We start from the raw sequence: 12,571 nt of genomic DNA, 5'->3' as shown, positions 1-12,571 counted from the left end.
GCTTTTCTGTGCCCCGGCGTCTCCACGGAAAGACCGCTGCTTGACGGCTGAACGGGCTGCGAATGGGCTAATCGCCCGTATCGATGCGCCGGCCGAAACTCTTGCGGTAGTGGCTTGGACTCACGCCGACGATCCGCTGGAACTGCAGCCTGAAGTTCGCGGCAGAACCCAGGCCCACCTGGCTGACAATTTGCTCCACCGAGAGACTGCTGCGTTCCAGCAGTTCTTGCGCCCTCTGCACGCGCATCCGGGACAGCCACTGCGCGGGCGACTCTCCGAACTGCTCCCTGAACCGCCTGTGCAGCGTCCGGGTGCTGCTGCACGCCTGCTGGGCCAGGGACGTGAGGGTCATTGGCCGATGAAGGTTTGCCAGGGCCCAGCTGACCAGGGGCTGCAGGCTTTTGTCGGTGGCCTGCGCCGGGGCTGGAATGAACTGCGCTTGCCCCCCTTCGCGCTGCAACGGCACCACGGACAACCGAGCCACGTGCGCAGCGACGGCTGCGCCGAAGTCTGCACGGATCATGTGCAGACAGAGGTCCAGGCCCGCAGCGGCCCCTGCAGAGGTCAGTATCTGCCCGTTGTCGACGAACAGCACCGACGGATCGACATCGATGGCGGGATACCGGTGGGCCAATGCCGGCGCGGCCAACCAATGGGTGGTCGCCCGCAGCCCATCCAGCAAACCCGCTTCGGCGAGAACGAAGGCACCGGAGCAGATGGAAGCGATGCGCGCGCCTCTCTCGGCCGCCCGGCGCAGAGCCTGCGAGGCGGCCAGAGACAGGGGCGGCGAAGGCAGCAGGACGCCCGGCACGACGATCGTGTCAGCCGTCTCGAGCGGTTCCAGGCCGTGCCTGATGCGTATGGCGAAGGGGCCTGCATCGAGTTCCTGCTGCTCCGCGCATACCGCGATCTGGTAGCAGGGCATGCCAGAAGCATTCGTCGCAAATCGAAAGGATTCGCAGGCGGTCGCCAGATCGAACGACAAGACGCCCGGGAGCGCGAGACATGCAATGCGATGGGGTCTTTGGGGCGGAGGTCTCGTTGAGGTCATACGGGAGGGGGCACAAGGGCCGCGCGGCGCAATCCGGAGGCCCTGTCTCAAAACCATCGAATACTGGCATTCTTGCCACTGTCCCAGTGTAGGGGTTCCCGCAAGAATGGGGAATGACTCATCACGATCCAGCCCCTGGCTCTTCCTCCCGCCCGGATGGGCCCGTTCACGGTTTCGCAGCCCTTCGCACCTGGTGCGTCCTGGAAGCGACAACGCTGTTGGCGCTGCTTTTTGTCGCGGTGCCGATGAAGCATCTGGGAGGCTTTCCAATGGCCGTGTCCGTGATGGGGCCGATACACGGGTTTGCGTTCCTCGCGTTGGGATGGACCGTGGTGCGAACAGCGGCAAGCGGAGGCATTTCAAAGCAAGCAGCGGGGAAGCTGATGCTCGCGGCCTGCCTGCCCTTTGGAGGGCTGTACAGCAGGTGGGTTCTTCGATGATGTACCTGTGGATCAAGGGCCTGCACGTCGGCGCGGCCCTCATCTTCGTGGGAGGCCTGCTGCTGCTTTCTGTGGTGGCATCGCGATGGCCGCCGGCCGGCGGCGTGCTCCTGCCGCATGAAAAGCGCTTGGGTACGGCGGTGCTTCAGTGGGACCGGCGCGTCACCACGCCGTCCATGGCGCTGGTGTGGGTGCTTGGCCTTGGCCTCGCGGTAGGGGGTGGCTGGATCGGACAAGCCTGGCTCTTCGGCAAGATGGCGCTGGTCATTGCCCTTTCAGCGATTCACGGGGTGCTGTCGGCAACGCTTCGCCGGCGCCTGCAAAGCGGGACCGCGCCCCCGCCGTCGCTGCTTCGACACGGCCCCACGGCAGTCGCCGCGCTTTCGGCGGCCATCGCCGTGTTGGTGACGGTAAAGCCGTAGCCGTAGCCGGAGTTCGCTCGTCCGGTGGCCGAGGGTCCCCATGCCTGGTTCGCGGGCTGCGGCCAGCGGTGCATCCGCTTAGAGCGGCAACGGTGCACCCGGCTGGCAATGCGTCAGCTCGCCGGCGCGGTCGCCTGCCAGCGGTTGCTCAGCGGTTTGGCCGCCACTCCTTATTGCAGCGTATCGAGCGGCCAGCGCGGCTTGACGTCGAAGGCGTAGTCGCGGTTGGCCTGCTGGCGGCCGGCCTGCAGGCGCATGGCGGCGGCCATGGCGATCATGGCGCCGTTGTCGGTGCACAGGTGCAGCTCGGGGTAGTGCACGCGCACCTGGGCGCGGGCACAGGCGGCATTGAGCTGCTCGCGCAGGTGCCGGTTGGCCCCCACGCCGCCGGCCACCACCACGCGGCGCAGCCCGGTCTGCTGCAGCGCCGTGGCGGTCTTGCGCACCAGCACATCGACGATGGCGGCCTGCGTGCTGGCGGCCAGGTCGGCCTTGCGCGCTTGGAGGTCGTCGCCCAGCTTCCTGGCCTGCGTGAGCACGGCAGTCTTGAGGCCGGCGAACGAGAAATCGAGGTTGCCGCTGTGCAGCAGAGGACGCGGCAGCTTGAAGGCCGCCGGGTCCCCCTGCTCGGCCAGGCGCGACAGCGCGGGGCCGCCGGGGTAGCCCAGGCCCATGAGCTTGGCGGATTTGTCGAAAGCCTCGCCCGCGGCGTCGTCGATGGTCTCGCCCAGCATTTCGTAGCGGCCCACGCCGTCCACGCGCATCAGTTGGGTGTGGCCGCCCGAGACCAGCAGCGCGATGAAAGGAAATTCCGGCGGGTCGGCGCTGAGGAAGGGCGACAGCAAGTGCCCTTCGAGGTGGTGCACGCCCAGCACGGGCCTGTCGAGCGCGGCGCCCAGGGCGCAGGCCACGCCGGCCCCCACCAGCAGCGCGCCGGCCAGCCCCGGGCCGCGCGTGTAGGCCACCACGTCCACGTCGGCCAGGCGCCGGCCGGATTCGGCCAGCACGGTTTCGGTCAGGGGCAGCACGCGGCGGATGTGGTCGCGGCTGGCCAGCTCGGGCACCACGCCGCCGTAGGCCTGGTGCATTTCGATCTGGCTGTGCAGGGCATGGGCGACCAGCGTGGGCACGCCCTCGCCGGTGGGCGACTGCACCAGCGCCACGCCGGTTTCGTCGCAGGAGGATTCGATTCCGAGGATCAACAGACTCATGCGCGCAAGTGTAGGACCTGGGGGCCGCCCTTCCCCACCCCGTGCAATGGCGCGGCCCGGGGCGCTTCGCGGCGCCGGACCGCAGCCGCCCGGTCACCAGCGGTCGGAGCGCATGCGCAGTTCCCAGTTGCCCGCGCGCAGGTTATAGACGCCCACGGCGCCGTAGCGCTGCTCGCCCTTGTCGTCCCACGTCATGGTGCCGGTGACGGGCGCGTAGCCGTTGATGGCGCGCAGGGCCTTGGTGATCTCCTTCGGATCGGCGGACTTGGCCTGCTTGATGGCGGCCGACAGCACGTAGGTGGCGTCGTAGCTGTAGTGGCCGCCATAGGCGGGCGGCTTCTTGAAGGCGGTGTTGTAGCGGTCCAGGAACTGGCGGCCGGAGACGAACTCGCGCGCCTCCAGCACGGGCGAGGTGGCATAGATGGCCGTCACCATGCCCATTCCCTTGACCATGTCGGTGGTCTTGATGGTGTCGCCGCCCAGCACGGACAGCTGGGTGTAGTTGATCTTCTGCAGCGCCTGCAGCAACTCCAGCACCTGGAAGTCGTTGAGCGTGGTGACGATCACGCCGACCTTGGCGGCCTGGATGCGGCGGGCCACCTCGTCGAAGGCCGTGGTCTTGTCGTCGAACGACTGGCGCACGGTGACTTCCTTCTTGTCGGTCGCCAACTGCTTGGCGGCGCCATCGGCCAGGCCCTTGCCGTAGGGCGTGCCGTCGTCCAGCACCGCGTAGCTGGCCGTGGCCAGTTGCGTGGCGGCGAACGAGCCCATCGCGCGGGCCTGCAGGTTGTCGTTGGCCACCAGGCGCAAGGTGGTGGGCAGGCCCAGTTCGGTGAAGCGCGGATTGGTGGAGATGGCCAGCTGCGCGATGCCCTTTTCGCCGTAGATGGGCGCCGCCGCGATGCTGACGCCCGAGTTCAGGTTGCCGATGACCGCCACCACGCCGGACTCCACCAGCTGCTGCGCGGCCTTCTTGCCGGATTCGGCGTCGGCCCGGTCGTCCTGCGCGACCACTTCCAGGGTCACGGTCTTGCCATCGACCACGAAGCCGGATTTGTTGATCTCCTGCACCGCCAGGATCACGCCGTTGAGCATGTCCTGCCCCAGCGCGCCGAGCGGCCCCGACAGCGGCTGCGCCACGCCGATCTTGATCGTGTCGGGCACCTTGCTGCAACCCGCCCCCAACGTGGCGGCCAGCGCCGCGATCGCCAGCAGCGCGGCACGCCTGCTTCCTTGTGTGCTCATAGACCCAGCTCCAATCCATTCAGTGGTTTACATGTATCCGGATGTATATAAGACCGAAGAGTCTTACGCTATCGGGTAACCCCTGCTCCATAGCAAGTTACATCCATTAGCAATTTCCATCCCAGGCAGAAAGCCACGCTAATGCACCCGCACAGTGCGCCTTTCGGGCCAAAGCGCTGAATCCGCCGTTCTGCACCGCTGCGGCGCACCAGGATGGGCGTATTTATTGCTTAAGCTTGGGGCATGACCGACTCCTTGCGCATCGTGGTGGTGGCCCCCGATCTGGCGGTGGGCGCCGAGGACGACGAGCACGCCCAGCTGCAGGCCGAACGCTCGCGGGCGCTGCGCATCGGCCTGCTGGAAAACAATTTCAATCTGGTGGCCACGCTGCCGGCCGACGTGTTCCTGAGCGAGCGGCTCGCGCAGCTGCAGCCCGACCTGGTGATCGTGGACGCCGAGAGCGACGCTCGCGACGCGCTCGAACACGTGGTGATGGCCACGCGCGATGCGCCGCGCGCCATCGTGATGTTCACCAACGACGACGACCCCGCCCACGTGCGCCAGGCAGTGGCCGCGGGCGTGTCGGCCTACATCGTGGCCGGGCTGTCGCCCCAGCGCATCCGCCCCATCCTGGACGTGGCGATGGCGCGCTTCCAGCACGAGCAGGCCCTGCGCGCCGAACTGGCCGACGCCCGCAGCGAGCTGAAGGACCGCAAGACCATCGACCGCGCCAAGGGCCTGCTGATGCAGCGCCAGGGCCTGACCGAACAGGCCGCCTACGACAAGCTGCGCAAGAGCGCGATGGACAAGGGCATGAAGCTGGTCGAGGTGGCCCAGCGCATGCTGGATGTGGCGGACCTGCTGGGCTGATCGATCGATCTGTTGATCGACTGATCGTTGGACCGGCCGGGCGGGCGGCGCTGCACAAGGGCAGTGCGGCAGTGCACCATCGCGCGCCCTGGGGCGCCCCGCCCTGCACGCGCCAAGGCCCGCCATGGCCCACACCGGCGTGGCGCTCGCCCCGAAGCGGTCAGAACCAAAAAGGCCTCTACCGCAATTAGCACTAGGGCATATAGCTATAAAAAAAATAGCAAATGCATCCTGCTGGCCGCACTGGCACAAGGCTTGCAACGACCCTGGGCAAGACCAACGTTGGTCGATTGCCGGGCTCCATCCAATGGCGGGTGGTCCTGGCAAAATCCGGACAAAGGCGTCCCCACCGCTCGCGGCGCTGCCTCTCAAGGCAGCCTGCGGTCGTGTGAGGACGCCTTTTTTTGTTTTTCACGTTGCAAAAGCCAAGGGATGCCATCCATGACCGATCTGTCCAAAACCAGTCTCCACCGCCGCACCGTGCTGCAGGCGGCCGCCGTGGGGGCCGTGGGCGTGAGCCCCGCGCTGCGTTCGGTAGTGTATGCGGCCGGCTCCGATGCGCCGGAGAAGAAGGAAGTGAAGATCGGCTTCATCCCGCTGACCGACTGCGCCAGCGTGGTGATGGCCTCGGTGCTGGGCATCGACCAGAAGTACGGCGTGAAGATCGTGCCCTCCAAGGAAGCCAGCTGGGCGGGCGTGCGCGACAAGCTGGCCAACGGCGAGCTGGACTTCGCCCACGTGCTGTACGGCCTGGTGTACGGCGTGCACTTAGGTGTCGGCGGCCCCAAGAAGGACATGGCCGTGCTCATGACCCTGAACAACAACGGCCAGGCCATCACGCTGAGCAAGAAGCTCGCCGATGCCGGCGCGGTGGACGGCGCGGGCCTGGCCCAGCTCATGGCCAAGGAAAAGCGCGAATACACCTTCGCGCAGACCTTCCCCACCGGCACGCACGCCATGTGGCTTTACTACTGGCTGGCTGCCAACGGCATCGACCCGCTCAAGGGCGCCAAGGTGATCACCGTGCCGCCGCCGCAGATGGTGGCCAACATGCGCGTGGGCAACATGGACGGCTTCTGCGTGGGCGAGCCCTGGAACCACCGCGCCATCATGGACGGCATCGGCATCACCGCCGCCACCACGCAGGACATCTGGAAGGACCACCCCGAGAAGGTGCTGGGCACCACCTCGGAGTTCGTGCAGAAGTACCCCAACACCGCGCGCGCCGTGACGGCCGCCATCCTGGAGGCCGGCCGCTGGATCGACGAGGGCCTGGCCAACAAGAACAAGATGGCCGAGACCATCGCCGGCAAGGCCTACGTGAACACCAGCGTGGACGCCATCAACCAGCGCATCCTGGGCCGCTACCAGAACGGCCTGGGCAAGACCTGGGACGATCCCAACTACATGAAGTTCTACAACGACGGCGCGGTGAACTTTCCCTACCTGTCCGACGGCATGTGGTTCCTCACGCAGCACAAGCGCTGGGGCCTGCTCAAGGAACATCCCAACTACCTGGCCGTGGCCCAGTCCATCAACCGCATCGACCTGTACAAGCAGGCCGCGACCGCCGCCAAGGCGCCCGTGCCCAAGAGCGACATGCGGTCGAGCAAGTTCATGGACGGCATCGTCTGGGACGGCAAGGACCCGGCCAAGTACGCCGACAGCTTCAAGATCAAAGCCTGATCGATCCCGTGGCCACCGCCTGAAACGCCCCCAGCCCCCGCCAGGAGAACCCCACCATGGTCAGCGCCGTCTTCCACGCCCCGCCGGAGCCCACCCCCGCCGCGGCCCCGAATGCTATGCAAACGATAGCAACACCGGCAATCAAAACGCCGGCATCGGGGCAAAAACCCCTGCAGTCCGCACCGCCCAGCCCGCCGCGGGCGCCCCGCGACTGGGCGGCCGCCTCGCGCGCCTTCTGGCTCGCCGTGCTGCCGCCGGCCTGCGGCCTGGGCCTCCTGATCGGGCTGTGGGCCGTGGTGTCTTCCACCACCGGGCAGAGCATTCCCGGCCCGCTGGAGACCTGGAAGCAGGCGCTGGAGGTGTTCAGCAACCCCTTCTACCGCAACGGCCCCAACGACCAGGGCGTGGGCTGGAACGTGCTCGCCTCGCTGGAGCGCGTGGCGGTCGGCTTCGGGCTGGCCGCGCTGGTGGGCATTCCCGCGGGCTTCGTGATCGGGCGGTTCAACTTCCTGTCGCGCATGTTCAACCCGCTCATCAGCCTGCTGCGGCCCGTGTCGCCGCTGGCGTGGCTGCCCATCGGCCTGCTGGTGTTCAAGGGCGCCAACCCGGCCGCCATCTGGACCATCTTCATCTGCTCGATCTGGCCCATGATCATCAACACCGCGGTGGGCGTGCAGCGCGTGCCGCAGGACTACATGAACGTGGCCCGCGTGCTCAACCTCTCCGAGTGGAAGATCGCCACCACCATCCTGTTTCCCGCCGTGCTGCCCTACATGCTGACCGGCGTGCGCCTGGCCGTGGGCACCGCCTGGCTCGTGATCGTGGCGGCCGAGATGCTGACCGGCGGCGTGGGCATCGGGTTCTGGGTGTGGGACGAGTGGAACAACCTGAACGTCAAGAACATCATCATCGCGATCTTCGTGATCGGCATCGTCGGGCTGCTGCTCGAATACGCCCTGGTCAAGCTGGCCACGGCATTCACGTTCGAAGAGGTGAAGGCATGAACAACCCCGCGAAATTCATCGAGGTCCAAGGCGTCGCCCAGACCTTCAAGACCGCCAAGGGGCTGTTTCCGGCGCTGCGCGATATCGACCTGTCCATCGCCAAGGGCGAGTTCGTCGCCCTCATCGGGCACTCGGGCTGCGGCAAGTCCACCTTGCTCAACCTGATCGCCGGCCTCACGGTGCCCACGGCCGGCGCGCTGCTGTGCGCCAACAAGGAGATCAAGGGCCCCGGCCCCGAGCGCGCGGTGGTGTTCCAGAACCACTCCCTGCTGCCTTGGCTGACCTGCGAAGGCAACGTGCACCTGGCGGTGGAGCGCGTGTTCGGCAAGCGGGAACCGAAGGCCCAGCTCAAGGCCCGCACCGAGGCCGCGCTGGCCCTGGTGGGCCTCACGCACGCGGCGCAAAAGCGCCCCGGCGAGATCTCGGGCGGCATGAAGCAGCGCGTGGGCATCGCCCGGGCGCTGTCGATGGAGCCCCAGGTGCTGCTGATGGACGAGCCCTTCGGCGCGCTGGACGCCCTCACCCGCGCCAAGCTGCAGGACGAGCTGCTGGAGATCGTGGCGCGCACGCAGAGCACCGTGGTCATGGTCACCCACGACGTGGACGAGGCCGTGCTGCTGTCCGACAAGATCGTGATGATGACCAACGGCCCGGCCGCCACCATCGGCGAGGTGCTGGCGGTGGACATCCCGCGCCCGCGCAACCGCGTGGCCCTGGCCGAAGACCCGCGCTACCTGCGCAGCCGCAAGGCGGTGATCGATTTCCTGTACACGCGCCAGGCGCATGTGGAGAAGGCAGCCTGAACCAGGGCCGGCGAATGGTTCCAGGCCGCAGCGGTGGCCGCACGGCGCACCGCCGCGCTGCCCGAGGCACCCCCGCGCCTGCCGCCATGGCGGGTGCGGCGGCCGCGCCCTGAACGGCGGGGCCGCGGGCGCCGCGGCCCGCACGAAGGCTTCACGGCCTTGTCATCCCGGCTTAGTCCAACCCCGATAGCCTGTGAGCGAAAGCTGGCGTGCCCGGATTGACCTGAGGCGACGATCTTCCGAAAAATAGGCACCGCACGGCTTTTGCAAGACAGGCAAAAGACGCGTGGCTTCGGCGCACCCGGCTGCAGCGGGGGAGCGTCGCCCAGCAGAAGAATTCGTTCGTCCACCCAAAGAGAGGGGGTTCCCGATGCGCAAGCCGTTCAACCACCAACGATGGGAATGGAATGGGTCCGGATAAGCGGCGACCGCCACCGTTCGCCCCATCCGGCGTCGGCCCGATCCGCGTGGCCGCCGCTGCCATTCCAGCATTTCTCATCGTTCCATCATGACCCAAGACATTCAATCGTCCGTTCGGCGCTCGGCCACCACCCAGGACACCGAGGCCTACTACCAGCAACTCCTGGGCAGGATTGCCGAGAATCCCGGCATCCTGATTCCGGCCAATGCCGACACGCAGGCGTTGATGCCCTTCAACGGCTACTACCCGCTCGCCAATGCCGTGGGGGCTTTTTTCGCCGTGGACACCAACATGGTGGTCCACCCGCAGGCCGCCGCACCGTTTTTCGACCTGACGCTGATCATCTCGCTGGACGGCAAGACGGCCACCCGCTATGCGTTCACCGGCACCTTCGACGGCACCACCCTCAGCCAGACCTGGGAGACGGGGGGGCTGTCCATCCAGCTGACATTCACCCGGCCGCAGGGCGGCTTCGGCCCGGTCGCCTCCTGTTCAGGCACCATCGCCCTGCCCGGGCAAGCGGCGGTGCCGGTGGTAGGCGGCACCTACAACAACCCCATTCCGGCCTCTCTGTTCGCAGGGGACTACTTCGATGAGGACAGTGGCAGCAAGGTGGCGCAAATCGGGGCAGGCAACCAGCTGCAGTACGACGGAGGCACCAACACCGGCACCCTGGCCCCGGTGACGACGTACCTGTACAACCTGAACATGTACTTCTTCACCTTCATGCAAGGCAGCGCCAAGGTCAACCTCATCATGGGCACGGCGGCCGAGCAAGGTTTCGCCTGCAACAACATGATCGCGGGCACCGGAGTCCCGCTGGTGTCCCGGTCCCTGGTCACCATTCCCAAGGCCCAGAAGCCAGCGCTGGAACTGTACGACCTCAGCAGTTGCCAGCTGGCCGATTTCAGCGGCTACTACACCATTCAAGGCACGGCGGCCCAGCCCCTGCAGCCAACGGCCTTCGTGTCCATCCAGTCCCAGTACGCCACGGTGCTGCCCGACACCGGGTGGGATCTGAATTTCGTGATGATCAGCGTGTCGCTGGATGGCGTGACCTCGCAGGGGCATTACTTCAACCCCTTCACCATGTCCTTCAAAGGGGGCACGCTGAGCATGCCGGACCAGGGCATCACGCTGCAGCTGACGCGGGGCTACAGCGCGGCCAACGGATCGCTGGCGTCGCTGAGCGGAACGATCAACGGCCAGGCCATCACCGGCTCGACGCTGTTCAACCCGGTTCCGCTGTCCGCCTTCCAGGGCGCGCCCATGACGAACAGTCAGTCCGACACCCTCACCGTCAACAACGACAACGAGGTCCATTACAACGGGATCGACATGGACAGCATCATCTACGTGCCGCTGATGTACATCCTGGCGTACCCCGCCAGCAATCCGACGGTGGTGATGTCCTTCGGCACGGACGGCACCCACGGCAATGCCTGCATCGTGACCACCCAGGCCAACACCGCCGACCGGAAGACCACCTCGGTCTGGGCCATTCCTTCGTAGCCGGCCCATCGGCCTGGCGCACGCCCGGATGAAGCACCGGGCAGCGCCGGGCAGCGCCGGGGCCACGGGCCTCCGTGGGGCTATTTTTCAGGCGGCCTGCCGCCGGTCTCCGGCCGGGCCGCATCGGGCAGCCAGCCCCGCACCACCCCGTTGGTCCAGCCGAACCCGTCCTGCAGCGGGTATTCGCCGCCGTCGCCACCGGTGGAGGCACTGTCACTGGATTCGCACAGCGAGTACTTCTCGACCAGCTTGCCCTCGCGGTCGTACACGTCCTGCACGGTCTTCACCCACCGCGTGCGGATGTCCTCTGACAACTGCCGGCAGCTTTCGTCCCCCGCGCCGTAGGCGGCAAAGCCTTCCACCGCCATCCATTGCAGCGGCGCCCAGCCGTTGGGGCGGTCCCACTGCTCGCCGCTGGCGGTCTCCGAGGTGGACAGGCCGCCCCGCACCAGCAGTCGGCGGCGCACGGTGGCGGCCAGCGCCTGGGCCTGCTCGGGCGTGGCCGTGCCGGTGAAGAGCGGCACCACGGTGGCGGCATTGAGCGTGGGGCGCGGCGTGCCGGCCCGCCAGTCGTAGTCGAGGAAGGCGCCGGCCTCGGCGTTCCACAGCACGCGGGACATGGCTTCGGCGCGCCGGCGGGCCTGCTGGTCGAACGCGTCGGCCGTGGCCGTGTCGCCTGCCGTGCGGCTCAGGCGGGCGATGGTGGTCTCGGCCTTGTGCAGCAGCGCGTTCAGGTCCACCGGCAGGATGCGCGTGGTGCCGATGCTGGACAGCGTCTGGGTGCGGCAGGTGCCGCAGGCGCCGTCGTCCAGCCAGCGCGCGCTGAAGTCCCAGCCCGACTCGGCGGCGGCGCGCAGGTCGCGGTACACCTCGTTCGCGGGGCGCTGGCAGTGGGCGGCGGTTTCCACGTCCTCGCGCCAGGATTCCTCGCGCGGCGTGTCGCGGTCGTCCCAGTAACGGTTGAGCACGGCGCCGTCCGGCAGCGCCACCACGCGGCGGTGGGCGCCGCCCGGGGCGAGCGTGTCGGCGCCCTCCATCCAGAAAGCGTATTCGCGCCGCATCTGCGGCAGGTACTGCAGGGCGCCACGGCCCGCGCACGATTCGCACAGCTCGGCCATCAACGAGAACACGGGCGGCTGCGAGCGGCTCAGGTAATAGGTGCGGGTGCCGTTGGGCACGTGGCCGTAGGTGTCGATGAGGTAAGCGAAGTTGTCCGTCATCGTGTGCAGCAGGTGCCGCCGGCCGCTGCGCACCAGGCCCAGCATGGTGAAGTAAGAATCCCAGTAATACATCTCCACGAACCGGCCGCCCGGCACCACGTAGGCATGCGGCAGCGCCAGCAGCGAGCCGCGCGAGGGGTGGTGGGCGGGGTGGCGGGTGAGTTCGTCCCACAGCGCATCGATGTGCGCCGCCATGGTCAGCCCGGGTTCGACCGTGGGGCCATCGCAGGCGCGGGTCTGCGGCTTGAAATGCCGGTGCACGAAGGCGTGCAGGTCGAAGCCCGGCGCCTGGCATTGCGCCCGGTAGGCGGCCAGGATGGCCTCGGGCGCCTGGCGCGGGGCGCAGTCCACGAAGGTCTTGGAGTCTTCGAAGATGCGCTGGCGCTGCACCTCGATGAAGAGTTCTTCGTAGCGGTCCGCGGGTGTGTGGGCGTCTGCCGCCGGCGCCAGGGCGGCCGCGGCGCGGCGCGATGCAATGTGGGAAGAAGGGTCGCCGCCCGCTGCGGACAGTGGCGTGGCGACGGGGGATTCGGTGCGGGAAGAAGGCAAAGCGGACATTCGGGTTCCAGGCGAAGGGGCGGACTTTGGGGATGGCTCTATTGAACGACGGCCGGGCAGGCGGGCTCGCTCCGCAGCCCCGGCAAATGCGCAGGACAAGGCGCCGAGGCGGCGTCGGTAGGGCGGCG

The 12,571-nt window shown here is 67.6% G+C and carries 11 protein-coding genes; 7 read left to right on the top strand and 4 right to left on the bottom strand.

Annotated features, from left to right (window positions below; all coding sequences use genetic code 11):
• Window positions 1-67: 67 nt before the first annotated feature.
• The gene (locus M5C98_RS07685; protein WP_272551984.1) at window positions 68-1,051 is read right to left on the bottom strand and encodes a GlxA family transcriptional regulator; all 984 of its coding nucleotides are present in this window, start codon (window positions 1,049-1,051) and stop codon (window positions 68-70) included.
• A gap of 113 nt (window positions 1,052-1,164) precedes the next feature.
• Between M5C98_RS07685 and M5C98_RS07680 the strand changes: the two genes are divergently transcribed.
• Complete coding sequence (locus M5C98_RS07680) at window positions 1,165-1,491, top strand: DUF3817 domain-containing protein (RefSeq protein WP_336298493.1); 327 nt, start codon at window positions 1,165-1,167, stop codon at window positions 1,489-1,491.
• Window positions 1,488-1,913 (top strand): CopD family protein, encoded by a 426-nt coding sequence (locus M5C98_RS07675; protein ID WP_272551982.1) that lies wholly within the window; start codon window positions 1,488-1,490, stop codon window positions 1,911-1,913. The genes M5C98_RS07680 and M5C98_RS07675 overlap by 4 nt, the downstream gene beginning before the upstream one ends.
• Before the next feature lie 170 nt (window positions 1,914-2,083).
• Here M5C98_RS07675 and tsaD read toward each other — a convergent pair whose 3' ends face one another.
• On the bottom strand, window positions 2,084-3,124 hold the full coding sequence (tsaD, locus tag M5C98_RS07670; protein ID WP_272551981.1) for a tRNA (adenosine(37)-N6)-threonylcarbamoyltransferase complex transferase subunit TsaD: 1,041 nt from the start codon (window positions 3,122-3,124) through the stop codon (window positions 2,084-2,086).
• Between the two features lie 93 nt (window positions 3,125-3,217).
• Complete coding sequence (locus M5C98_RS07665) at window positions 3,218-4,369, bottom strand: branched-chain amino acid ABC transporter substrate-binding protein (RefSeq protein ID WP_272551979.1); 1,152 nt, start codon at window positions 4,367-4,369, stop codon at window positions 3,218-3,220.
• A gap of 243 nt (window positions 4,370-4,612) precedes the next feature.
• Here M5C98_RS07665 and M5C98_RS07660 point away from each other — a divergent pair, with 243 nt between their 5' ends.
• From M5C98_RS07660 to M5C98_RS07640, 5 genes are all read left to right on the top strand, one after another.
• Complete coding sequence (locus M5C98_RS07660; protein ID WP_272551978.1) at window positions 4,613-5,239, top strand: ANTAR domain-containing response regulator; 627 nt, start codon at window positions 4,613-4,615, stop codon at window positions 5,237-5,239.
• 441 nt (window positions 5,240-5,680) lie between these two features.
• Entirely contained in the window at window positions 5,681-6,925 is a 1,245-nt protein-coding gene (locus M5C98_RS07655) for a CmpA/NrtA family ABC transporter substrate-binding protein (RefSeq protein ID WP_272551977.1), read from the top strand.
• A gap of 56 nt (window positions 6,926-6,981) precedes the next feature.
• Window positions 6,982-7,929: a nitrate ABC transporter permease gene (gene ntrB, locus M5C98_RS07650; protein ID WP_272551975.1), complete on the top strand. Its 948-nt coding sequence runs from the start codon at window positions 6,982-6,984 to the stop codon at window positions 7,927-7,929.
• The gene (locus tag M5C98_RS07645) at window positions 7,926-8,732 is read left to right on the top strand and encodes an ABC transporter ATP-binding protein (RefSeq protein ID WP_272551973.1); all 807 of its coding nucleotides are present in this window, start codon (window positions 7,926-7,928) and stop codon (window positions 8,730-8,732) included. Before ntrB ends, M5C98_RS07645 begins: the two co-directional genes overlap by 4 nt.
• Before the next feature lie 508 nt (window positions 8,733-9,240).
• Window positions 9,241-10,665, top strand: a complete 1,425-nt coding sequence (locus M5C98_RS07640; protein WP_272551971.1) for a hypothetical protein — start codon at window positions 9,241-9,243, stop codon at window positions 10,663-10,665.
• Between the two features lie 80 nt (window positions 10,666-10,745).
• On the opposite strand, the gene treF is transcribed toward M5C98_RS07640, so the two are convergent.
• A complete protein-coding gene (gene treF, locus M5C98_RS07635) occupies window positions 10,746-12,443 on the bottom strand; it encodes an alpha,alpha-trehalase TreF (RefSeq protein WP_272551969.1) in 1,698 nt (565 codons plus the stop codon).
• Window positions 12,444-12,571: the final 128 nt, after the last annotated feature.

The sequence above is a fragment of the Acidovorax sp. NCPPB 3576 genome, assembly GCF_028473605.1.
Classification (GTDB): domain Bacteria; phylum Pseudomonadota; class Gammaproteobacteria; order Burkholderiales; family Burkholderiaceae_C; genus Paracidovorax.
This window is presented reverse-complemented; position numbering and strand designations above follow the sequence as displayed.

Excerpts from the sequence above, each read along its gene's own strand:
- M5C98_RS07660 (WP_272551978.1), top strand. The coding sequence starts at position 4,613 with ATGACCGACTCCTTGCGCATCGTGGTGGTGGCCCCCGATCTGGCGGTG.
- M5C98_RS07655 (WP_272551977.1), top strand. The coding sequence starts at position 5,681 with ATGACCGATCTGTCCAAAACCAGTCTCCACCGCCGCACCGTGCTGCAG.
- M5C98_RS07685 (WP_272551984.1), bottom strand. The coding sequence starts at position 1,051 with ATGACCTCAACGAGACCTCCGCCCCAAAGACCCCATCGCATTGCATGT.
- M5C98_RS07645 (WP_272551973.1), top strand. The coding sequence starts at position 7,926 with ATGAACAACCCCGCGAAATTCATCGAGGTCCAAGGCGTCGCCCAGACC.
- M5C98_RS07680 (WP_336298493.1), top strand. The coding sequence starts at position 1,165 with ATGACTCATCACGATCCAGCCCCTGGCTCTTCCTCCCGCCCGGATGGG.
- M5C98_RS07675 (WP_272551982.1), top strand. The coding sequence starts at position 1,488 with ATGATGTACCTGTGGATCAAGGGCCTGCACGTCGGCGCGGCCCTCATC.
- M5C98_RS07640 (WP_272551971.1), top strand. The coding sequence starts at position 9,241 with ATGACCCAAGACATTCAATCGTCCGTTCGGCGCTCGGCCACCACCCAG.
- treF (WP_272551969.1), bottom strand. The coding sequence starts at position 12,443 with ATGTCCGCTTTGCCTTCTTCCCGCACCGAATCCCCCGTCGCCACGCCA.
- tsaD (WP_272551981.1), bottom strand. The coding sequence starts at position 3,124 with ATGAGTCTGTTGATCCTCGGAATCGAATCCTCCTGCGACGAAACCGGC.
- ntrB (WP_272551975.1), top strand. The coding sequence starts at position 6,982 with ATGGTCAGCGCCGTCTTCCACGCCCCGCCGGAGCCCACCCCCGCCGCG.
- M5C98_RS07665 (WP_272551979.1), bottom strand. The coding sequence starts at position 4,369 with ATGAGCACACAAGGAAGCAGGCGTGCCGCGCTGCTGGCGATCGCGGCG.